A 22,565-nucleotide genomic window follows, 5' to 3' on the forward strand; every position below is an offset into this window, starting at 1 on the left:
CCGTGTGAAATTTTGCTTAAGCCGCCGATGCAATTTCCTTTTCAAAAAGTGAAGTCCAGGAAGACAGCAGTGCTTAGGCAACCAGAAGTGAGCAAACTGATTCGGGAACTTTGGCATTCGCCAGAGGCAACTCTACGGGAACGCGGCAAAGACCTCCTTACCAAATATTTTCCACAAGCGGAGCAGAGATGGTGAGTGATCCAGTAAAGGCGACTGTCCCTGAGGATATCTTTGCAGGCGGTGGAGAAATGGGAGCGTTGATGCGAAACTCCTTTGGAGACGCTGAGCGATCGCTCGACTGCTCGCAAACGCTTTTGGGTCCAGTATCTCAATGGGCACAGAGCTTAAAAACTGCCGTTAGCATTATTCTCAACTCGCGCTACCCCATGTTCATCTGGTGGGGAAGCGAGTATGCCAAGCTCTACAACGATGCCTACCGCCCAATGCTTGGTGCCAGCAAGCATCCCCAATTTTTGGGACAGTCTGCCAAGCAGTGCTGGGCAGAAGTTTGGGATGTCATTGGTCCGTTAGCTGATAGCGTCCTCACCACAGGTCAGCCTACCTGGTCAGATAATCTGCTGCTGATGATCGACCGCTACGGCTACGTGGAAGAAACCTACTTCACCTTTTCCTACAGCCCGATACGAGACGAGAGCGGTGGAATTGGCGGAGTTTTTTGTGCTGCGATCGAAACAACAGAGCGGATCATTGGGGAGCGTCGGCTGCGATCGCTGCGTGAACTTGCCAGCAACACCGCACAGGCAAAGACGGTCAAAGAAGCTTGTCACATTGCCACGCAAACTTTATCCCACAATCGCGACTGTATTCCCTTTGCTCTATTGTACTTAGTTGAGGCGGACGGAAAACAAGCACGTCTGGTAGAAACAACGGGCATTGAGGCAGGCACACTAGAGCGCCAAGAACTGATAGATTTGACTCAAGAGACAGACTGCTGGCATCTGGCACGAGTTAGCCGTACGGGGCAAGCTGAGGTGGTGGATGATTTAGTAACTCGGTTGGGAACACTGTTTGAAGCAACCGGGAAGCAACCGCCAAACGCCGCCTTGGTCATGCCTATTGCTCAATCGGGACATAAGCAGCAGTTAGCTGGATTCCTGGTTGCCGGAATAAGTCCTCGGCGTGCATTTGATGACGACTACCGAGGGTTTTTTGATTTAGTTGCCAGTAATGTTGCGACTGCGATCGCCAATGCTGATGCTTACGAAGCAGAACGCAAACGGGCTGAAGCACTAGCAGAACTAGACCGGGCGAAAACTACTTTCTTCAGTAACATCAGTCACGAATTTCGTACGCCGCTGGCTCTGATGCTGGGTCCTCTTGAGGACGTGTTAACCAATCCCTCAAGCGTTCTTCCCAGACACGACCGTGAGCAGTTAGAAATGGTGCAGCGTAATGGGTTACGCTTGCTGAAGCTGGTTAATACCCTGCTGGACTTTTCCCGCATCGAAGCAGGGCGGGTGCAGGCGGTTTACGAACCAACCGACTTAGCGATGTTGACGGCAGAGCTAGCGAGTGTGTTTCGCTCCGGAATCGAACGAGCAGGGCTAAGGCTTTTGGTCAACTGTCCACCTTTGCCGGAACCTGTGTACGTAGACCAGGAAATGTGGGAAAAGATTGTGCTTAACCTGCTTTCCAATGCTTTCAAGTTCACCTTTGAGGGGGAAATTGCAGTAACGCTCCGTTATTGCGACGACCACGTTGAGTTAGACGTGCGCGATACAGCCATAGGCATCCCCGATGATGAGCTACCCCATGTGTTCGAGCGGTTCCATCGCGTCAAAGGAGCGCAAGCACGTACTCATGAAGGTTCGGGCATTGGGCTATCGTTAGTCCAAGAGTTGGTAAAGCTGCATGGTGGCACGATTCAAGTCAGCAGCATTGTGAATCAGGGAACCTGCTTTACCGTGTTGATTCCCACAGGAACAGCCCATCTGCCGAGTGAACGCATTGGAGCAACCCGTTCACTTGCATCTACAGCAGTAGGCGCTACGCCGTATATCGAGGAAGCGTTACTTTGGCTACCGGAAGAAGGTGGGGAAGATGAGGGAGATGAGGGAGATGAGGGAGATGAGGGGATAAGGGGACAAGGAGAAATAGATACTCGTTCATCTATCTCAGATACTCGTTCATCTATCTCAGATCCTCGAACTACCCGCTCTGCACGCATTTTGTTAGTCGATGACAATGCCGATATGCGCGAGTACGTGAAGCGTTTGTTAAGTCAACGGTATGACGTGGAGACGGTAGCAAATGGCACTGAGGCGTTAGCTGCTGCTCGTGCCCAGCTTCCAGATCTGATATTAAGTGATGTCATGATGCCAGGGATGGATGGCTTTGAGTTGCTTCGCGAGTTGAGGGCTGATCCGCACACGAGAGAAATCCCCATTATTCTGCTTTCTGCACGTGCTGGGGAAGAGTCCCGCATTGAAGGTTTGGAAGCTGGGGCAGACGACTATTTGGTTAAGCCCTTTTCTGGACGTGAACTATTAGCTCGTGTCAATGCTAACTTGGAGATGGCTCGATTGCGTCAGGAAGCAACGCGGCGAGAGCAGAAATTACGTGCTGTTAGCGAAACGGCACAACGTGCGGCTGAGGCAAGCCGTGACCAAATCAGCAACATTCTTGAAAGCATCACTGATGCCTTTGTGGCTTTCGACCACGAGTGGCGCTACACCTATGTCAATCAGCAAGCCACGCGGCTTTTACACAAAACCCGTGAAGAACTGCTCGGCAAGCAGGTCTGGGAGGAGGTGTTTCCAGAGACAGTCGGAAGTTTGGCGTACCAGGAATTTCACCGTGCCGTTACTGAGCAAGTTGCCGTTGTCTTTGAAGAATTTGGTCAGCCGATAGATAAGTGGCTGGAAGTCCACGCGTATCCTTCGCCAGATGGTCTTGCCGTTTATTTTCGGGACATTAGCGAACGCAAGCAGGCGGAGGAAGCGTTCAAAGAACAGGAGAGAAAATACCGCTATATCTTTGAAGCCGCAGGCGTGGCGATTTTTGAAGAAGATTTTTCTCTTGTCCAAGAAGCGATCGCTCATTTAAAAGCGCAAGGTGTCCAAAATTTTCGCGCCTATTTCGCGGAACACCCTGAGTTCGTTCGACAGGCAGTTGACATGGTAAGAATTGTCAACGTGAATGACACGGCGGTGCGGATGTTTGGCGCTCAAAACAAAAATGAGCTCTTGGCTTCACTTGACCAAGTCTTTATACCGGAAACCCTAGAGGTGTTTGTCGAAGAACTGCTCGCGCTTGCTAACTCCGAAACTTATTTTGAATCTGAAACAATTCTGCAAACTATAAAGGGAGAACGCCTCAACGTCCTTTTTACGATTACTTTTCCGCCGCCAACCGCAAAATTTCACAACGTCTTGGTAAGCATAATGAATATCACGGAGCGCAAACAAGCTCTTGAAGCGCTACGCCACAGTGAAGAGCGATTTCAAGCTTTTATGAATAACAGTCCAGCAGCATCATGGATTACAGATGCAGACGGGCGTGTGATTTACCTTAGTCAAACTTATTATCGCATATTCAAGCTACCAACAGACGATGCGCTCGGCAAAAGTATCTTCGAGCTATATCCGACTGAAATCGCTCAGCAATTCCTTGATAACATTAGAACGGTTGCCCAGACAAAGCAAGTCCTTGAGGCGATTGAGCATGCCCCGCGCACAGATGGCACGCTCGGCGACTTTCTAGTGTACAAGTTTCCTATTGCAGATATGTCTGAGCAATGCTTGATAGGAGGAGTTGCGGTTGACATCACCGAACGCGAACGCGCACTTCGTGAACGCCACCTTGCAGAACAAGCTCTCCACCGGCAAACAGAGCAATTGATTCAAGCTAACCGCATCAAAGATGAATTCTTGGCAGTCCTCTCCCATGAACTTCGCACGCCGCTCAACCCCATACTTGGATGGTCGAAGTTACTACGAACTAGAAAGCATGATGAAGCAACTACTGCTCGCGCCTTAGAAACCATTGAGCGGAACGCCAAACTCCAAACCGAACTGATCGAAGATTTGCTGGATGTCTCACGCATCCTACAAGGCAAACTCAGCCTGAAGATTGGTGCAGTTGATTTGGCATCTGCGATCGCAGCAGCAATAGAAACTGTGCAGTTAGCTGCCCAAGCCAAATCGATTCAGCTAGTGACCGTGTTTGAGGAGAACATACGACAAGTTTCAGGCGATTCAGGTCGCTTACAGCAAGTCGTCTGGAATTTGCTTTCCAATGCCATTAAGTTTACACCAGAAGGTGGACAAGTAGAAATCCGTTTAGAGTCCGTTGGTTCTGTGGCTCAGCTTCAAGTGCGCGATACAGGTAAGGGAATTGCTCTTGAGTTTCTACCGTATGTGTTTGAGTACTTCCGACAAGCTGACGGCTCAACCACCAGGAAATTCGGTGGACTAGGGTTAGGTTTAGCGATTGTCCGCCACATTGTAGAGCTACACGGCGGCACGGTTAAAGCAGAAAGTTTGGGTGAAGGACAGGGAGCAACCTTTACAGTCACTCTACCACTGATGAAGATTCATCTACATGAGCAACAGAGTGATACACACTCTGATGAGTTGCCCGATTTAAATGGGCTGAAAGTTCTCGTTGTGGATGATGAGGTAGATACACGAGAGTTGATTGCTTTTATTTTAGAGCAGTCTGGAGCAGAAGTGACACAGGTAGCATCGGCAACTGAAGCACTACAAGCCCTGACTCAGTTTAAACCAAATGTCCTGGTAAGCGACATCGGAATGCCTGAAGTCAACGGCTATATGCTGATGCGTCAAATCAGAGCAATGCCTCCAGAACTGAAAGGGCAAATTCCAGCGTTAAGCGAAGCTCTGCCGAAGGCAATCGCCCTAACGGCTTATGCAGGTGATGTTGATTACCAACAGGCAATTGCCGCCGGATTTCAACAGCATATTGCCAAGCCAGTGGAGCCAGCCGCGTTAGTTGCAGCCGTCGCCAACCTTGCCGGACGTTGTAGCGGTGTGTCGCGAGAACGCTAGAGCATCGATTCAGTAATCAAAAACCTAACCCCCCAGCCCCCTTCCCTTGTAGGGAAGGGGGAGTACTCTATCATGTCTGGTTATATAACCGTGCGGAAATTCGTAGTGGGGAATGCGCGTCCTCTTTACCGACAAACCAAGGACTCTTGTCCTTACTACAAAGAAGTTTTATTATGGGCAACTAAGCGAACATGATATTACTCCCCTCCCCTGGTAGGGGAGGGGTTGGGGGAGAGGTTCTTCTGTGGATTACTGAATTGGTGTTCTAGGCAAACCTTTGTGACACTCCTAGACCTACAAAGTAGGTCTAGGCATAAGAGGGGAAATTATCCTTCCAGAACTTCATTCGTGGTACTCAATAGTGTTTCCCACTACGCTTTTTAGTCTTTGTCAACACTCCTTTATGTTAACATGGTGGCAAGTCAATGGCTATCCATTATGAAAGATTCACGATTAAGTTTAAGAATGTCTTCTCGTAGGCTGAATAAGTTGCGGTTATATGCAGCAAGCAAAGATAAGACGATTACTCAAATTGTCGAAGACTGGGTTGACAGGTTGCCCAACACAGAGATTGGCAATCAAGGTACTGTCCCCAGTCCCCCTTCTAGCAACGCTGAAAACTCGTCAGAGGACGTACCTTAATTTCCCGGTCATTCATCCGACGTCTGCCCCTTCAGGGGAGCGTGGGATGAATGACCGATTCAGCTAAAGTTCACACTACCCGTGCCGTCGCTGATGCCACTGCCAAGCGTGGGTGAGGATGTCCTTAATGTTTGGGTATTGGGGACGCCAACCCAAAACTTTACTTGCTTTGTCGCTGCTGCCGACTAAAATAGGTGGGTCACCTGGTCTCCTGTCGCGCTCTTCTATTTTGATGTCTTTTCCTGTGACTTCCTTTGCACTTTCGATGACTTCTCTAACTGAAAACCCACTGCCATTCCCTAAATTAAATACTTCGCTATCTCCTCCTTTGAGGAGATACTCCAAACCCAGAACATGTGCTTGTGCCAAATCAGTGACGTGAATGTAATCTCGAATACAAGTACCGTCAGCCGTAGGATAATCAGTGCCAAAAATCAAAATGGATTCGCGCTTACCCAAAGCAGCCATGAGCACCAGTGGTATGAGGTGAGTTTCTGGTTCGTGGTCTTCACCTAACAACCCATTTGGGTCAGCGCCAGCGGCGTTAAAGTAGCGGAAACGGACAGACTTGAGATTATAAGCCGTATCAAAATCAGACAAGATTCGCTCTACCATCCATTTGGTAGTTGCATAGGGACTGATGGGGTCTTGAGGATGGTCTTCAGTCAGCGGCACAAACTTCGGCACACCATAAAGAGCGCAAGTAGAAGAAAAGATGAACTTGTTAATGGAAGCAGCAAGCATTGCTTCTAAAAGCGTCAGGGTGCCTGCGACGTTGTTGTGGTAATATTTGGCTGGGTCAGTGACAGATTCACCCACGGCAATGTAGGCAGCAAAATGCATCACCGCAGTTATATTGTGGGTTGTAAATATGTTATCTAAAAGAGCGCGATCGCTCGTATCACCAACAATCAACTTTACCTGCAAAACCTGTTCTACAAGTTCTCGATGTCCATTGGACAAATTATCAAGAACAACGACCTCATAACCTGCGCCCTTTAGAGCTAATACTGCATGGGAGCCAATATATCCTGCTCCACCTGTAACTAAAATGGTTGTCATAACTGTACTAATTTTAGGTTTTAGATTTTAAATTTTGGATTAAACAATAGACATCTCCAGAAATTAATTGTGCCTTGTCTACAACCCTTGTAGAGACGCGCTATTTGAAGCGTCTCTTGTTTTTCGGAGATATCTAATCAATTAGGTAGGGGCGAAGCTACGAAGCAAAAATATTTCTGATAACTCGATATATTTCTACTCGAATGCAACGCCCGTATAAAGTTAAAAATCATTGACAAATGACAAAAATCTAAAATCGTTGACACTCATCAAAATAACGAGACATCGCACTGTCAAGAGATGACATTAACTCACCTCTATTGCTACCAAGAACGCTGTAAGTCGGGCGCTTAGCAGTTAAACCAAGTTCTTGCGTTGGCACGGCAATCACATTGCTAGGATTAAAGCCTGCTGTTTTCGCCGCTAGCCGTGCCAAATCAGCCCATGCGATCGCACCTTTGTTAGCCAAATGCCACAAGCCACTTTCGCCGTCAATCAACAAATCGAGACTAGCGTGGACAAGATCCGGCACATAGGTAGGCGAAACAATTCCATCCTCAGCAGCGACGAAGGTATTCCCAGCACTGAGCTGACGCAGGGCAATAGTGACGAAATTGTAATCATCCCAAGGACCGAAAAATGCACTGGTGCGAATCACTAGCGATGCCGGATTCACCTTCAATACCAGCTTTTCTGCCATAGCTTTGCTGCACCCATACACATTCAGGGGGGCAACGGCATCACTTTCGACATAAGGGTTGAACACAGCACCGTCAAATACCAGGTCTGACGAGAAAGTCAGTAGCCCCACATTATGCTGAGCGCAAGCAGCAGCTAAAATCGCTGGTCCCTCAGCGTTCACCCGCAGGCAAACATGGGGTTCGCGTTCCGCATCGTCCACCCGCACATATCCCGCAGCGTTGACAACCGCCCACGGCTTCAACTCAGCTAGAACAGCATCCACCGAGGCAGGATCGGCAATGTCCATTTCTTGGCGTGTCAGCAAGCGGTATGAGATCCCCCGTAGTTCACACAACCGCGCAAAAGCCCTTCCTAAGGTTCCTCTCGCACCCACAATAGCTAAGGGGGATGAGGAGGATGAGGGGGATGAGGAGGATGAGGAGGATGAGGGGGATGAGGGGGATGTTACTCCCTTATCTCCCCGTGCCCCACCGCAACTTACCGCAGGGTATAATAACCGCTCTTGCCGATGCCACCATCCGGGTGTCTCAAGTAGCGGGTGATCTGGTTTGCGCCCAGCGGATAGGTCGCGTATCATTTTGGCAATTGCTGTCGGTCTGGGACGTGACGATCGCAAGTCAAACACGCCTGACTCGTAGTAGCCGACCGAACGAGTCACTAAGCTATTCCAATCGTAACTGCCAAGGAGTGCCCAAGCAGTGACAGCACGGACATCCACACCCTGATCTCGTAATTGAAGCGCCGCATTCCACACCTCATACAGCCAGCGCAGCTGTTCCTCACGGGTACAGCTGAGGTGAGCTTCGGTAACAGCAAGGGGCAGTTTATACCGTTCCCATGCTTCTAGTAGCAAGTTGCGCGGACCTGCTGCACCCTCAGCACAAACCCGCACTGCCTCTATATCTGCGTACTCGTCCCGCCCGTTACCCCCATGCGAGCTAGTCGGATAGCGTTCTTTGCGCTCATCCAAAAAGCGATCGCTCGTCAGGTAGTGGTTAATCCCAATAATGTCTGGCGGACAGGGATTTTCCAGAAACCAATCAAGTTCAGCCTCACTGATGCCACAGTAGCGCAGGTGACCCCCCATCCGATGAGTCGGCGTGACTCGACCGCACAATAAATCAAAGCTCAACCAGCGGCGCTCGTTCTCAAATTCTGCTTGATACGCCAGCTTTGGTGTACTGTAAATCTTACCCAAATCGTCGGTTTGCACAAGTTGGGCGTTGGGGTTCACTTCCCGGATTGCCTTCATCGAAAGGGCGACCCCACGGCACTCCCCCAACAAAGCACGTAAAAAAGTTAACTCATCTCCACCGTGAGGATACCAGTGACCATACATTCCACTGAATCGCGCCGTTGTCAGTGGCTCGTTTACTGGTGTGTAATGCGTCAGCCAAGGATAGCGCTCTGCAACTGCACGGGCATACAAAGCTAGTTTTTCTGGAAATTCCGGATCTACCAAGCTGGTGTGACGTGGTCCACTACCATGATGCACTAATCCGACAATCGGATTGATCCCGAGTTCGCGCAATCGCCCTAGCCGCTCATCCGCCCACGCCCAGTCAGCATTCTCCAACCCGTTGGGTGCGGTTCGCTCCCACAGCACCGGGTAGCGGATCGCCTTTATCCCTAGTTCGGCGAATAAGTCTAGGTCATCCAAGCGCGTTGCATGACCGTTGCGTTCCAACTGGTCAAAATACTCATCACCCACACGATTAACCGTACACTCCACACCAGCCCACACTTCTAAAGGAAGTTGTGAGTTATGAGTGTTGAGTCTTGAGTTGAAGGAAACCATACTTTAAACTCAATCTTATATATTCTCTTTTTCTTTACTTGGCGTTCTTCTCCTGTCGGAGACGCTGCTTTGAATGCGAAGGCGTGCGGTTCGTTTTATAGCGGTTCTCAATTGAATGGAATACAGTTCTAGATTCTTGTGGGAGTGGCACTAAGCGCCCGTCCTATATCCGGGCGGGCACCAATCCCACCCCACAAGATTTGTATTGCCCTCAAACGAGAACCGCTATATTAACCGCCAAGACACATACAAAAGTGGGCATTGCCCACTCTACAACTCAAGCTTTAACCGCGATTTGTTTGTAAACAGAAAGAGCCTGAGCAACACATTGATCCATGTTGTAATACTTGTAGGTTGCTAAGCGTCCGACAAAATAGACCCCTTGCGTTTCATCAGCCAGCGCCTTGTATTGCTTGTAAATTTCCTGATTTTCCGGACGTGGCACAGGGTAATAGGGGTCTCCCTCTGCCTTGGGAAACTCGTAAACAATACTAGTTTTGTGGTGTTCCTGTCCAGTTAAGTACTTAAACTCCGTGACGCGAGTATACAGGTGGTCGTTCGGATAGTTGATGACTGGCGCTTGCTGAAACACCGAGGTGTTATGCGTCTCGTGCTTGAAATCAAGCGAGCGATACGGTAGTTTGCCGTAGCGATAATCAAAGAACTCATCAACGGGTCCAGTGTAAACTATCTCACCGCAAGGTATTGCTTTCTCGATTTCACGGTAATCGGTGTTGAGCATCACCTTGATGTTGGGGTGTGCCAACATCGTCTCGAACATCCGGGTAAAACCGTACCGGGGCATTGCCTGGTAACTATCTGTGAAATAGCGGTCGTCGCGGTTGGTGCGGGTGGGGATGCGGGCAATGACTGATTTGTCAAGTTCCGATGGGTCGAGTCCCCATTGTTTGCGAGTGTAGTTGCGGAAAAACTTTTCATACAGTTCCCGACCGACTTTGCTGACCACCACATCCTCTGAGGTGCGGATGTATTCTTTCGGTTCAGCAACTGACTTGAAGAATTCCTCCACCTGGAATGAAGTCAGGTTCATTCCATAAAGTTTATTGATAGTGTCGAGGTTGATGGGGATGGGAACAAGTTGCCCGTCTACGCTAGCGAGGACGCGATGTTCGTAAGCCCTCCATTCAGTGAACTGCGAGAGGTATTCAAAGACTTCGCGGGAGTTGGTGTGAAAGATGTGGGGACCGTATTTGTGTACGAGGATGCCATGATCGTCGTAATGATCGTAAGCGTTGCCGCCGATGTGCGATCGCTTGTCCACAACCAGCACTTTCTTACCAGACTGAGTTGCCAACCGTTCCGCGATGACGCTTCCTGAGAATCCCGCGCCGACAATCAAGTAATCAAATACAGGCTCTTTGTCTCTGTTAATGATACTTGGTGCTTGTTTACCAGCAATAGCCAGATTTGAGTTCATTTTGCTGTCATCCTTTTGTGCAGCGATCGCAGAGTCTATCAATTGCATCATTGATCCCCAAGTGCGATCCCAAGAAATTTGCTCCAAAAAGGCATCTACCCGACTCAACCATCCTGACGCAGAGGTGTCCTCTTGCATAGCCTTTTCGGCGGCGGCGACGAACTCAGAAGCCGTGTCTGCAATTCGCACCAGCTTCAAATCTCCGTAGGGACGCACCACATCCCGAATTGAAGTAGAAACCACAGGCTTACCTGCGGCAAGATACTCTGGGGTTTTCGTGGGGCTAATAAAGCGAGTTGACTCGTTACGCGCAAACGGCAGCATCGCCAAGTCCCACCCCGCCAAATATGCAGGTAGCTCTTTATAGTCTTTCCCACCGAGATAATGAATATTCTCTCGCTGTGGCAAAGTTGCGGGATCGATTTTCACAACCGGTCCAATGATCACCAAATGCCAGTCAGGGCGTGTGTCGGCAATACCAGCCAACAGTTCGATATCCATCCGCTCGTCAATCACCCCAAAGAACCCAAGGCGCGGATGGGGAATATTCGCTTGATCTGCTGGTTCTGATCCCTGGGAATTTCTTGCTTGTGCAAAATGTGGTACTTCAACACTACTAGGAAACGCGTAGACGTTAGGGTGCTGGTTCACCTTGCTTTCGTAAAGGCTTTGTCCACCTGTAAACACCAAATCTGCACGGCGGAAAAGTTCGGCTTCGTTGTTCTTTAAAGCAGGCGACGCTCCTTTGAATGCAGATAATTCATCCATGCAATCGTAGACAACTGCCAATGGTTGTAAATGGCGTGTAAATGCGATCGCCATCGGCGTGTAGTACCAACAGATGTACTTGCGGATTTTATGCTCTGCAAACAAACTATCAATCAGCACTTTTAGATCTGCGTTTACTGCTTCCTCACTCAAACCTTGTGGTAAGTGTGGAACAACAACCACGACTCCATTGTTGTCTTGGCTTACATCCAAGCGTCCCAACGGTTCGTCCGTAAACATTGGCTCCTCGATGAAGAAAACCCGCCGTCCTTGAGCGCAACGAACTAGAAGATGTTGCGGTCTTTGATACACGAAATTCCAACGCAAATGAGACAAACAAACTATATCAGGCGTGTCTGTAGAGGCTTCTTTATAAATTTTGTTGGGTATGGATAAATTCTGCGATGATACACCTGATGATTGCGGTTCAGTTAGTGTTGAGACCTTAGCTTTAAGCATCTTCTTACCATTGCTGAGACCGTTATTTTTTATTTGACTTTTTTCGCCAGACATAGGTTATCTCGATTTTATGTTTGTAGGATATAGAATTGTTCCCAAATGGTCTTTACATCAGATCATGTTCATTACAAAAAATACGCTTATAGCGTAGTTTTGCTCAGTACAAGGGCACTGAGCATTATCTGCTCAAGAAGCGTTTGGTGTTTTATTGACTGCCTAAAAAGTATTAAGGCTGTTTACCTTGACAACGATCGCCATCACTAACATTTAAAAATACTATTAACTGTTTCTAGAACCTTCTATCAATTGACATATTTGTCTCTGACCAAGAAATTCAGTTCATATTAAGCTGATGTGTAAGCATGAATACAAAACTGTTTTTTCTAAGAGTGTCGGCGATGGACACAAGCCTCGAACGCCTGTCGCAGCAGGCTCTACTCTAAAGCTCAGTACTGATTTTCCTGGCGATTGCGCTCCCTTGCCTGCCCCGTTCGGACGTTCGGCGAAGCTCAGTCGAGCCGCTGAGCGCGGTTCGGTGTTCGGCGAGCTCACACGAGCCGCTGAACTCACCGTCGAAGCCTCACGGCGAAGCCTTGGGCGATTGGCTTTGCCACTGCGCTTTGCGCAATCGCCACCGCTTCATTAGAATTGCAGTCTTTTGTCATCATCCTTTGCAACTCACGTCGTCAGCACCGAAGACGGTTGAGATCAGATTCATTTGCCAAAATAATAAGTTTTGTAAAGACGTTGTATGCAATGTCTCTAAATAGACAGCAGCAAATAAATTGAGCTATATAAAGATTTTAGGACTAGCCCTTTCAAGGTGACTCGTAAAATCTCTTCTTTTCTCTCTGCGCTCTCTGTGTCTGGTGCGGTTTATAAGTAATTTATTTAACTACAGAGGCACTCCAGAACACAGAGTAAAGAGGTTAAAGAGGAATTTCTTGACCAAAATTTTTACCCACCTTGAAAGGGTTGGATTTTAGGACTTATGCATTGACAAAAATCATCAAATATGAATTTGATTTTTCGACTGTAAGGTGGGCAGTGCAAAACATTAGCATATCTGGACATAATATTACGGCACTGCCCACCCTACTTTGTGTTGTGGTCTGAAACTTACAGCTATGAAAACTATGGCACATTCATGCCAGACTATGCCCTGCGAACAGGCACTCGCGTTTTTTACCACAAAAAATCCTTAATTGAAGTATCTTCCGCAACTAACCACATCATTTTTTTGTAATGACTTGAGATTTTAAGAGTGCATAAAAAAATTCCTCACCTCTATCAAACTTATGAAGCGGTTGAAACATGCAAAACAAACAACAAACTGATTTGCAAGAGGAATTTCAAAATGGACACCACAACAATGCTCGATATGTGCAAACTAGCAAACATGCAAAAAGGTAAGCGCATCACCATCCTGGGTGCAGGAATTGCAGGTTTAGTCGCAGCTTACAAGTTAGAAGGAATCTTTACCGACACTCGCTACAGTGAAAAAACTCGGTTGTTTGCAGCATGGCTGAAAACTATTGTCAATACCATCTCTCCTGGAAAATTGCGTGAAAGTTTGGATTCTAGCTTGAAATCACACTTAATGGATGACTTTACCAGCCAATGAATTGCTGAAAATCCTTAGCCATGAATGCTTTTCGCCCTCTGCTTTGCCCCCTTTGCACGCTAGGCACCGCCCCCTCAAATCTGTAACTGCATAAGTTCGATTCACTCAACTCTATATATTTGTAACTGCATAAGTTCGATTCACTCAACCCTATATACATACTAGTAGTGACCTTATGACATCCACCCCTAGTAATTGAAGGAACGCTATTTATAAAGAAAAACCGAAGAAAACAAGATAATAACATTTGAGACAAACACAATGTATTTGGGAGGAAACAAAAGATGTATCCATAATGCCTAAAACCAAATATTACAATAACTTAACTAAAAATAAAAAGTAAAAAATAAAACAATTTGCTCGTACGTGTAGCTTATTAATAACAATTTTGCTGTCAAAAGACAGTATTAAATGATACGCTTAAGCACCAGAAAACTGTCCGGATACGGTTGAATTCCACCAGAATGTCATGCCCTGTCCAATTGCAATATGAATCCGCATTAATCGGGAAAACTCAATCCTTCTTTGGTCCAACTCCCATGACTTCCCCAATTTCCCGACTTGTCAGATGTACATGAGAATTCAGCAAAGCCCTTTTTTCTTTCCTAAGTTCCCTTTTTGTCCAAAGTTATAAAAGCGGTTTTTAGATATGAGCATCTTAGATTTTCCCCGCCTACACTTACTCGGCTTCGCCCGCATCCACGCCCCAACAGGACATAAAAACGGAGGAGTGGATGTCAGTAGCAACACAGTCTACATGAACGGTAAGCCCTTCGACCATCACCGTGGAGCGTCCGAGTACCACGAATACCTCTACAATTTGGGACCAAAGTTTAACGCCCAAGGGGAACTAGATGAAAATGGTCCTTTCAGTATGGCTATGGGATGGGACTTTGGCGGTAACGGTCACTTTTCTATCGAAGCACAAATTGTTAGCACGCAAAGGGAGTTTGGACAAGTTGATCAAAATGACCCAGTGGTAGGACGTTCTGTTGATTTATGGGGTCATTACAACGAATACGTCAAAACAAGTTTCAATCGCGCCCGAATTTTTGAATCTGACCCAGCTTCCAACTGGACTAGCACAATTATGTTGGGTCAACTCGCCTTCGGACGCCAAGGCGTTTCCCACGAAGTTCCATATATGCTCTCTGCCCCCATTACAGGTATGCAGTTAGCTCGCTGGCAAGACTTTAACTACATCCGCGAATTGCCTCAACACTGCCTCAACGATGAGTTTAAACGAGCGGCTGTTTATCAGTTTACAATCCCCAAAGATGCCCAAGATTTCTTGTGGTCTGAAGAAGCCGCCCAGTCCCCAACTGTATCTCTGTTACGCGAAGCAATGAATCGTGAGGATGTCTTGGGGCTGGTGATGCAATTGGGCATTAGTAATATGTCTGCGCCAGTTCAACCCGATTTGCCTAGTTTCTGGGAATTGCACGGAACTATTGGTTTATGGTGTCAAGACGAACTCAGCACTTATCCTCACGGTCGGCTGCTGACTCCCCGACGTGCTGCTCTTTCGCAAACAGAATCTAAACCGCTTTCTAACCTCACCCTGCAAGTCACCCCGCAAGGCGTGAGTTTAAATATGGTTACCGCAGTGCCTTGTGTGGGACGCGCCCCCAAAGCGGGACCAGGACCAACCCACGCGATTGGTTCTAAGCTGGACTTGGGTGATTTGGAATTGCGTACTGTTAACAGCCAAGAGCTGATAGCGCGGATACCCAAGGAAGCATACCAAAAGGAGGCGCATCAATTAACGAGTGGAATTGTAGATGTTCCTTTGGCCCAAGAGTGGGAAAATTTATCTCAGGAAATAGAACAGCAAGGTCTGTGCATCATCGGAACGGCACCTGACGGACAACAGCGAATTCTCGTTCAAGAAGAAGAAATCAATATTCAGGTAGATGACGCTTGTTTGTTTGTCGAACATCCCAATAGACATAGCGGTGAAGACCACGCAGTCGAGTTAGAAGTGCGGTCTTTCGTGCGGGGGCGTCCAGCACCAGTTGAAGCGGTTTACCTGCGTCAGTTTTATAACCCGAGAGCCTTTCCTCAACTACGCTACGAGTTTGAAAGCGACCCCGCCAATGCAGGTAAGGCTTTCCATTACCCGCGTAGCTCGGAAATGGAAATTGTCCACTTTAAGCCAGGGAAACGCCAGTCCAAAGGAGAGTTTGCCCCCACATGTGCAATTTCCACCGACGACAAGGGGCGTGCTTGGGTGACTCTGCGCGGTGCCAGAGCGGGAACGACACGGGTGCTGCTATCTGCTCGCCCTGATGAGTTACCATGTGACCATAACCACGCTGATGAAGCGGAAATTGCGTACGACAATGATGATAAACTAGGGGTTTGGTCTGGTGCTGGCTTTTTTGCAGTGCGGGTGATGAGTGATGATTGGCACCTGGATGAAATTCCCGATGCAGCCGTAGATTTTAAGTTAATCTATGAACAGATCCTAGCTTTCTACGAGTTAAGTTTCTCGTTTATGAAAGTCGATGTGTTTAGTCTCGCCGACCAATGCAAGGTTGAGACTTACGCACGTCTGATGTGGCAAATGTCCGACCCACGCAACAAATATAAGACTTACTATATGCCGCCAACGCGGGATATGTCCCAAGCCAAGTCGATGCTTTTGCTGAAGTTTCTGCAAAATCTACAGCGAGTCGGCTATGTTCCGCCTGCGATCGCAGAACCAAAACGCCCGCAACGCACGATCCAAACACGGGAAGAGTTGGTAAGCGCGCTGAAACAGGCGGCAGAGTTGGAAGTGACTGTGATGTTGCAATACATTTATGCAGGATACTCTATTCCCAACTACGTCACTGGTGAGGAATACGTGCGTCGGGGTTTGTGGAGTCCCGAACAGTTACATTTAGCTTGTGGCGACGGCAAAGAAGTCCAAAGTTATGGTATGCGGGGTGTGGTGCTGGGAATTTCCCGCGAGGAAATGATTCACTTTTTGATGGTTAATAATATATTGATGGCGATTGGGGAACCTTTTTATCCAGCAGTTCCTAACTTCAAGGAACTTAACGCACGCTTCCCCATTGATGTAGACTTTGCCCTAGAACCAATGAATGCCGCTTCTCTACAGCGTTTTATGCGTTTGGAGATGCCGGACTTTTTGGAAGAAAACTTGAGCAACGAACCAGGAAGTGGCGATCGCTCAGTTGACAACTTGCACGGTTATGGTTCTTTAAGCGAGTTGTACTATCAGATTCGCCAAGGGCTAGAGAATATTCCAGATTTATTCATGGTTAAGAAGGGTCAAGTGGGTGGCGAGCATCGTTTGTTCCTGCGCGATGATTTTAATAAAGTTCACCCAGATTACCAGTTTCAAGTTGACGATCTCAACAGCGCACTTTTTGCGATCGACCTTATTGTTGAGCAAGGAGAGGGATGTCATGCTAAATCGCCTAAATTTGAACGTTCTCACTATCAACAATTTCGTCGTCTAGCGGATGCACTTTCTAAAGAACACATGACCGATGCCGAGACTGGACGCAAAGTACCGTGGAACCCCTCCTACCCTGCTTTGCGTAATCCTTCCTTACAGCACCGAGATTACAGCACCAACGTTGTCACTGTTCCGCAAACGAGGGCAGTTATGGAAATATTCAACGAAACTTATTTTCTGATGATGCAGTTGATGGTGCAACACTTCGGCTTCATGCCTACTGGTAGTTTGCGACGCTCAAAGCTGATGAATGCTGGTATTGACGTGATGACGGGAATGATGCGTCCTTTGGGTGAGTTGCTGATGAGTCTGCCTTCAGGCAAAAGCGGTAAAACAGCCGGACCATCGTTTGAGATTGAAAACCCGGTTTATATCCCGACTCCAGAAATCGCAATGAGTGCGATCGCCCGTCGATTTGAGCGGCTTGCACATCAGGCGCGTGAATGTCAAGTTATCCACAGCACCGTTTACGAGATGTTTGATTTCTACGCCAAATTCTTTGAGGATCTGGCTCATCATCCCCAGTCGTTGTTGCATTAAGAGAGTTCTTTGTTGGGAGTGATGCCTAAGGTGTTGACTCAGCTGACTTTTCACGTCATTTGGAAAAACCAACAAAGGAACCTAACCCCCCGACCCCCTTCCCTAAGAGGGAATGGGGAGAATTTAAAGCCTCTCTCCTTGCAGGAGAGAGGTTTGGAGAGAGGTTCTCGAGATCCTGTGAAAAGTAAGATTGACTCAAAGGCGCTGACTTACCGAGTTCAAGGAGGTTTTCATCAGAAGTCGCCCCGCCCTCAAGTCGCTCATCAACAGTGCTCAGTTATTAGTGTCCGATGAATTTTTGCTTTCCCTAGTCCAAATTCACTGACGAGATGCATAAATTCATTTTTTCTCCGGTATGGATAACTAAGAACGGATAACTGAGAACTGATAAGACATAGGTGAGTTATGAAACTTTATTACGCCCCGGCATCATCTTATTCCCAACGAGTCCTGATCGCGCTATACGAAAAGAAAGTTGATTTCACAGCTATTGAGGTAAATCTTTTTGACCCCCAAGCCCGTGAAGAGTATATGCAAATTAACCATTTTGCCAAGATACCCACCCTAATGACTGAGAAAGAAAATGTTTTATTTGAGGCAAACATCATCATTGAATACCTTGACCAAAAATTCCAAAATACATCCCGCCTGATTCCTGTTGATCCAGAACAAGCCCTAGAGGTGCGGATGCTCGAACGGACGATTGATGTGTACATCAACAGTGGGCGAGAGGCGCTGTTTGCCGATACCCAACGTCCGGTTGAAGAACGAGGCAAAAAAGAGGTGATCAAAGCAAAACGGTTATTGGAAACAGCACTCGCTCTGCTGGATGAAAAACTGGCAACTCGGACTTGGCTGGGTGGCGAAGACTTTACAATCGCTGACTGTGCTGCTGCTCCCACCCTTGCTTACCTGCGTATGGTTTACAACTACAAGCACTTTTCCAACTTGACAAATTACGTCAGACGCTTGGAATCTAGACCATCCGTAGCGCAAGTTTTCAACTTGGGACGCGACCAGATGACAAAGATGTTGTCTGAATTGCGGAATCCGTTGCAACTTGTACCCCTAGACGAATTACTGGTTACTCAAGCAAACTAGTACGTCGGGCGCGTAAATAGAGCAACCATTTAAAATCCACAAAAAGCCCATTCCATAATACTTTTGACTTTTGACTTTTGACTTTTGACTTCCGCCTTGCGGTGCTAGCCTGCACTAGAGTTAAATTTACTAGGAACTTAACAATGTCTACTTCTACGATTGACAGACTCAACCCATTTATACGTGAAGTTATCCAAGACCCCTACACAGTCTATCGTCGCTACAGAGAGGAAGACCCCGTTCATTGGGGGGTATCGGCGAATCCCCAGTTGCCCGGTGCTTGGTACATCTTCCGTTATGACGATGTGATGAAGGTTCTTGAAGACCGGAGATTTGGTCGCGAGACGTTGAACGAACGAGAAGACGTTGAAACCACGCCAGTGCCAACAGCATATAACGCGTTCCTGTCTCTGGTGAGTAACTGGATAGTCTTCCGGGAACCACCCAATCACACACGGCTAAAATCGTTGGCTAGTAAGGCATTCACCCCAAAAATTGTCGAAAACATCCGTCCAGCCATCTACGAAATCGCAGACAATCTGTTGGATAAAGTCCAGAACCGTGGTGAGTTGGACTTGGTTGAGGAGTTCGCTTTCCCTCTGCCAACTAAGGTGGTTGCTATTATGCTAGGTGCTGATCCCGAAGATTTGCCGTTGTTCCGTCAATGGGCACTAGCCATGCAACAAGCCAGCGCCTCCCGTTTGAAACCACCACCACAAGTCTACGAACGTGCAAACGAGGCGGCTCAAGCATTCGTCGATTATTTTACCCCTTTAATCACAGAACGACGTGCCAATCCGCGCGAGGATCTGATCTCGGCACTCGTCAAAGCTGCTGATGAGGGCGATAAACTGAGCGATTTTGAGATCGTCGCCACTTGTACCCACCTGTTGACAGCAGGACACGAAACCACAATTAACCTGATTGCCAAGGGGACACTGGCGTTACTCCAGCATCCAGAAGCACTCAAAAAGTTACGCTCCCACCCAGAACTGATCCCTGCGGCAGTAGAGGAGTTCGTCCGCTACGACACGCCAATCCAGATGGTAACACGCTGGGCTTATGCAGATATTGAGGTCGGCGGCAAGTTGATTAAGCGCGGTGATAGCGTGGGAGTCATGCTTGGCTCAGCCAACCGCGATCCCGCCCAATTCAAGAACCCCGATGTTCTGGATATACAGCGGCAAGAAAACAACAAACACAGTGCCTATGGCGGCGGTATCCATTACTGCCTTGGTTCGACGCTAGCTCGTGCCGAGGGTCAAATCGCCATGAATGTTCTACTCAATCGTTTGCCTGAGCTTCGTTTGGCAGATCAAAAGATTAAATGGGCAAACAACATTATATTTCATGGTCCTAAAAATTTGCAGGTTAGTTTTAGAAAACCTGCGATCGCCTAATTCAAAGATTTTAGATTTTGGATTGAATCCAAAATCTAAAATCTAAAATGATGTCACCCCTACGTATAAAAAATTGCAAATAAGGTACAATCATGAGTGTTATACAAGGTTTGACAAAAGCCATCCTCTACGTCAAAGACATAGACACACAAACCGACTTTTACCAAAATAAGTTGGGTTTAGGAATCAAATCTCGGCAGAGTATAGAAGGACGTATCGATAAACAATGGGTGGAGTTTACCACAGGCGAATGCACCTTCGTATTGCACGGCAATGTGGACAAAGAATTTGCTAAAAATAAACCCACACTATTAGCATTTCATGTAGATGATATTGAAACTGCGTACAAAGAACTGACGGAACGCGGCGTTAAACTCAGTGATATTCGTTCTCCCTCGCCAGGATTAAAAATTGCTGAAGGTGTTGACCCAGAAGGCAACTCGTTCAGTATTGATTGTCAGAAATGAATGATTGTCAGCAATAAAAAGAAAACAAAAGTAGAGAACGGAAACTATGATTGGACAACATTCGACTCAAAGCGAAAATCAAAGCTGCCCTCATCTTGGGGAAAAATACCAACCATTTGTCAACCCACAACTTGACGATCCATATTCGTTTTATAAACTTGCAAGACAACAGGAACCGCTATTTTATAGCCCATTGTTAAACGGCTATATTCTCACTAGCTATGACGAAATCTTGAAGGTACTCAAAGACCCAGCAAGATTTTCTTCAATGGATACTCTCACTCCGATTGTCGAATTCACGCCCCAGACGCGTGAAGTCCTCAAGCAAGGTATCCCCCTAGTTCGTGATTTGGTGAATAGCGACGGCGAAGAACACAAGCGCTTGCGCGCTCCTTTCATGAAAGTGTTTGCACCCGAGCGGCTTGAGGCGATGGAAGGACCAATTCACACTATTGCTAATAGGTTGGTAGACAATTTTGTCAATGATGGTCACGCCGACATCGTATCGCAATTTTCCTATCCACTGCCGCTTGAAGCCATCCTCACCATGTATGGTATCGCCCCAGACAGAATGGCAGATATCAAAAAGTGGTGCTATGACATGGATGAATTGCTTTCGACGCCAATGACGCCGGAACGTCAGTTAGAATGCGCTCGCAGTTTTGTGTCAATGCAGCACTATGTTATCAGTCTAATTGAGGATCGACGCAAGTCACCTCAAGACGACCTAATTAGCAATGTACTGTCCTCTGACCTAAACACGGTAGAGTTAGTCAGAATTTTATGTGGGTTAATACAAGCTGGGCATAAGACGAGTTCCCATATGATTGGGAATGCACTAAAACACTTGCTAGAGCAGCCTCAGTTATGGCAGACTATCTGTGACAATCCATCACTCATTCCTACGGTAATTGAAGAAACACTTAGGTATGATGCTCCTGTCTCATCAATGTCTCGCACAACGACTCAAGAAGTTGAGTTAGCAGGAGTCACGCTACCCAAGAATACTCGAATCTATTTGATATATGGCTCAGCCAATCGGGATGAAACTAAATACACCAATCCTGATAGTCTTGATTTAGAACGCTTCAAAGACATAACTCCCAACCATCTTGCATTTGGTCATGGAGTCCATCGCTGCATTGGTTCCAACTTCGCTCGTCGGGAAGCAAGGATAGCGCTGGAGATCTTATCTAAGAGGCTACCAAATCTAAGACTCCGCCCAAACCAAGAACTCACCCACTCCCCAAATATGATATTTCGTGGTTACTCACACCTAGAGGTGGAGTGGGATGTCGCGCCTAGAGGTTGAGTGGACTTATCGATAAAAAATTTTGGTCACGTAGGCTTCCTACTGTAGCTGCGTGCCATTAAATTGAAGCCATCCAATAAAAACTGAGCTTCAAAATGTTCCTTCAATATGTAGTTTCCAGGAGAAACACAACAATGAGTACGCCTCCAACTTTAAGTCTTGGTTCCATAGATCCATTTGTATCAGAACTGCAACGTGACCTGTCTGCAAAGGGATATCTCGAAGCTACTGCAGTTAACGGCATATTTGATGAAGCAACCGAAAATGCAGTCAAAGCATTTCAAAAGGATAATGGCTTAACAGTTGATGGAATTGTTGGACCTCAAACTGGTCAAAAATTAGGTGGTCCTCCTGCATAAAACCAAAAGTTGAACCCTAGAGAAAAGTAGGAAGAATCAAAGTTGAAGAATCACGCTCTCTATATTTGTTTTGCGGCTTCTATCTTCTTACTTGTTTTTCAAATCTCAATTTCACACAGTAGTTAATCTTGTGATTCATCAAGGAGAAACAGAACAATGGGTATGCCTCCAACTTTAAGTCGTGGTTCAAGTGGTCCATTTGTAGAAGGACTGCAACGCGATTTGTCTGCAAAGGGATATCTCGACGCAGGTGCAGTTAACGGCACATTTGATGAAGCAACCGAAAATGCCGTCAAAAAATTTCAAAGCGACAACGGTTTAACAGCAGATGGAGTTGTGGGACCTCAAACTGGTCAAAAATTAGGTGGTCCTCCTGCATAAAACCAAAAGTTGA

General features: G+C 47.1%; 13 protein-coding genes and 1 pseudogene. 11 read left to right on the top strand and 3 right to left on the bottom strand.

All coding sequences use genetic code 11. The features are described from left to right. Positions 1-69: 69 nt before the first annotated feature. The 3 genes from ACM0OZ_RS36145 to ACM0OZ_RS36155 all read left to right on the top strand — a co-directional run bounded on the left by ACM0OZ_RS36145 (position 70) and on the right by ACM0OZ_RS36155 (position 5,672). Entirely contained in the window at positions 70-195 is a 126-nt protein-coding gene (locus tag ACM0OZ_RS36145) for a hypothetical protein (RefSeq protein WP_414587663.1), read from the top strand. Further along, positions 189-5,030 carry an ATP-binding protein gene (locus ACM0OZ_RS36150; protein WP_414587664.1) on the top strand — a complete coding sequence of 1,614 codons (4,842 nt, stop codon included), beginning with the start codon at positions 189-191 and terminating at the stop codon, positions 5,028-5,030. The genes ACM0OZ_RS36145 and ACM0OZ_RS36150 overlap by 7 nt, the downstream gene beginning before the upstream one ends. 438 nt (positions 5,031-5,468) lie before the next feature. Further along, positions 5,469-5,672, top strand: coding sequence for a hypothetical protein (locus ACM0OZ_RS36155; protein WP_414587665.1), 204 nt, complete (start codon positions 5,469-5,471; stop codon positions 5,670-5,672). A gap of 75 nt (positions 5,673-5,747) precedes the next feature. On the opposite strand, the gene galE is transcribed toward ACM0OZ_RS36155, so the two are convergent. From galE to glf, 3 genes are all read right to left on the bottom strand, one after another. Beyond that, positions 5,748-6,734 carry a UDP-glucose 4-epimerase GalE gene (gene galE, locus ACM0OZ_RS36160; RefSeq protein WP_414587666.1) on the bottom strand — a complete coding sequence of 329 codons (987 nt, stop codon included), beginning with the start codon at positions 6,732-6,734 and terminating at the stop codon, positions 5,748-5,750. 250 nt (positions 6,735-6,984) lie between these two features. Next, the gene (locus tag ACM0OZ_RS36165; RefSeq protein WP_414587667.1) at positions 6,985-9,234 is read right to left on the bottom strand and encodes a family 1 glycosylhydrolase; all 2,250 of its coding nucleotides are present in this window, start codon (positions 9,232-9,234) and stop codon (positions 6,985-6,987) included. Positions 9,235-9,511: 277 nt separating this feature from the next. Further along, positions 9,512-11,953, bottom strand: coding sequence for a UDP-galactopyranose mutase (glf, locus tag ACM0OZ_RS36170; RefSeq protein WP_414587668.1), 2,442 nt, complete (start codon positions 11,951-11,953; stop codon positions 9,512-9,514). A 1,303-nt stretch (positions 11,954-13,256) separates the two neighbouring features. On the opposite strand from glf, the pseudogene ACM0OZ_RS36175 reads away from it, so the two are divergent. The 8 genes and pseudogenes from ACM0OZ_RS36175 to ACM0OZ_RS36210 form a co-directional block, all read left to right on the top strand. Further along, positions 13,257-13,508: pseudogene (locus tag ACM0OZ_RS36175) on the top strand (hypothetical protein); the annotation flags it as partial. Positions 13,509-14,172: 664 nt separating this feature from the next. Continuing rightward, positions 14,173-17,532, top strand: coding sequence for a ferritin-like domain-containing protein (locus ACM0OZ_RS36180; protein WP_414587669.1), 3,360 nt, complete (start codon positions 14,173-14,175; stop codon positions 17,530-17,532). A 405-nt stretch (positions 17,533-17,937) separates the two neighbouring features. After that, positions 17,938-18,633 (top strand): glutathione S-transferase family protein, encoded by a 696-nt coding sequence (locus tag ACM0OZ_RS36185; RefSeq protein WP_414587670.1) that lies wholly within the window; start codon positions 17,938-17,940, stop codon positions 18,631-18,633. Between the two features lie 143 nt (positions 18,634-18,776). Next, complete coding sequence (locus tag ACM0OZ_RS36190) at positions 18,777-20,033, top strand: cytochrome P450 (RefSeq protein WP_414587671.1); 1,257 nt, start codon at positions 18,777-18,779, stop codon at positions 20,031-20,033. 92 nt (positions 20,034-20,125) lie between these two features. Then, entirely contained in the window at positions 20,126-20,500 is a 375-nt protein-coding gene (locus tag ACM0OZ_RS36195; protein ID WP_414587672.1) for a VOC family protein, read from the top strand. A 46-nt stretch (positions 20,501-20,546) separates the two neighbouring features. Next, positions 20,547-21,812 carry a cytochrome P450 gene (locus ACM0OZ_RS36200; protein ID WP_414587673.1) on the top strand — a complete coding sequence of 422 codons (1,266 nt, stop codon included), beginning with the start codon at positions 20,547-20,549 and terminating at the stop codon, positions 21,810-21,812. A gap of 134 nt (positions 21,813-21,946) precedes the next feature. Next, positions 21,947-22,171 (top strand): peptidoglycan-binding domain-containing protein, encoded by a 225-nt coding sequence (locus ACM0OZ_RS36205; RefSeq protein ID WP_414587674.1) that lies wholly within the window; start codon positions 21,947-21,949, stop codon positions 22,169-22,171. A 156-nt stretch (positions 22,172-22,327) separates the two neighbouring features. After that, on the top strand, positions 22,328-22,552 hold the full coding sequence (locus ACM0OZ_RS36210; RefSeq protein WP_414587676.1) for a peptidoglycan-binding domain-containing protein: 225 nt from the start codon (positions 22,328-22,330) through the stop codon (positions 22,550-22,552). The last annotated feature ends 13 nt before the right edge of the window (positions 22,553-22,565 follow it).

The organism is Scytonema sp. PCC 10023, from assembly GCF_963920835.1.
Classification (GTDB): domain Bacteria; phylum Cyanobacteriota; class Cyanobacteriia; order Cyanobacteriales; family Nostocaceae; genus Kalymmatonema.

What these genes read in the sequence shown, in the direction of transcription:
- ACM0OZ_RS36165 (WP_414587667.1), bottom strand. Translation starts at nt 9,234, where the DNA reads ATGGTTTCCTTCAACTCAAGACTCAACACTCATAACTCACAACTTCCT.
- ACM0OZ_RS36195 (WP_414587672.1), top strand. Translation starts at nt 20,126, where the DNA reads ATGAGTGTTATACAAGGTTTGACAAAAGCCATCCTCTACGTCAAAGAC.
- ACM0OZ_RS36185 (WP_414587670.1), top strand. Translation starts at nt 17,938, where the DNA reads ATGAAACTTTATTACGCCCCGGCATCATCTTATTCCCAACGAGTCCTG.
- ACM0OZ_RS36200 (WP_414587673.1), top strand. Translation starts at nt 20,547, where the DNA reads ATGATTGGACAACATTCGACTCAAAGCGAAAATCAAAGCTGCCCTCAT.
- glf (WP_414587668.1), bottom strand. Translation starts at nt 11,953, where the DNA reads ATGTCTGGCGAAAAAAGTCAAATAAAAAATAACGGTCTCAGCAATGGT.
- ACM0OZ_RS36205 (WP_414587674.1), top strand. Translation starts at nt 21,947, where the DNA reads ATGAGTACGCCTCCAACTTTAAGTCTTGGTTCCATAGATCCATTTGTA.
- galE (WP_414587666.1), bottom strand. Translation starts at nt 6,734, where the DNA reads ATGACAACCATTTTAGTTACAGGTGGAGCAGGATATATTGGCTCCCAT.
- ACM0OZ_RS36210 (WP_414587676.1), top strand. Translation starts at nt 22,328, where the DNA reads ATGGGTATGCCTCCAACTTTAAGTCGTGGTTCAAGTGGTCCATTTGTA.
- ACM0OZ_RS36155 (WP_414587665.1), top strand. Translation starts at nt 5,469, where the DNA reads ATGAAAGATTCACGATTAAGTTTAAGAATGTCTTCTCGTAGGCTGAAT.
- ACM0OZ_RS36190 (WP_414587671.1), top strand. Translation starts at nt 18,777, where the DNA reads ATGTCTACTTCTACGATTGACAGACTCAACCCATTTATACGTGAAGTT.
- ACM0OZ_RS36180 (WP_414587669.1), top strand. Translation starts at nt 14,173, where the DNA reads ATGAGCATCTTAGATTTTCCCCGCCTACACTTACTCGGCTTCGCCCGC.
- ACM0OZ_RS36150 (WP_414587664.1), top strand. Translation starts at nt 189, where the DNA reads ATGGTGAGTGATCCAGTAAAGGCGACTGTCCCTGAGGATATCTTTGCA.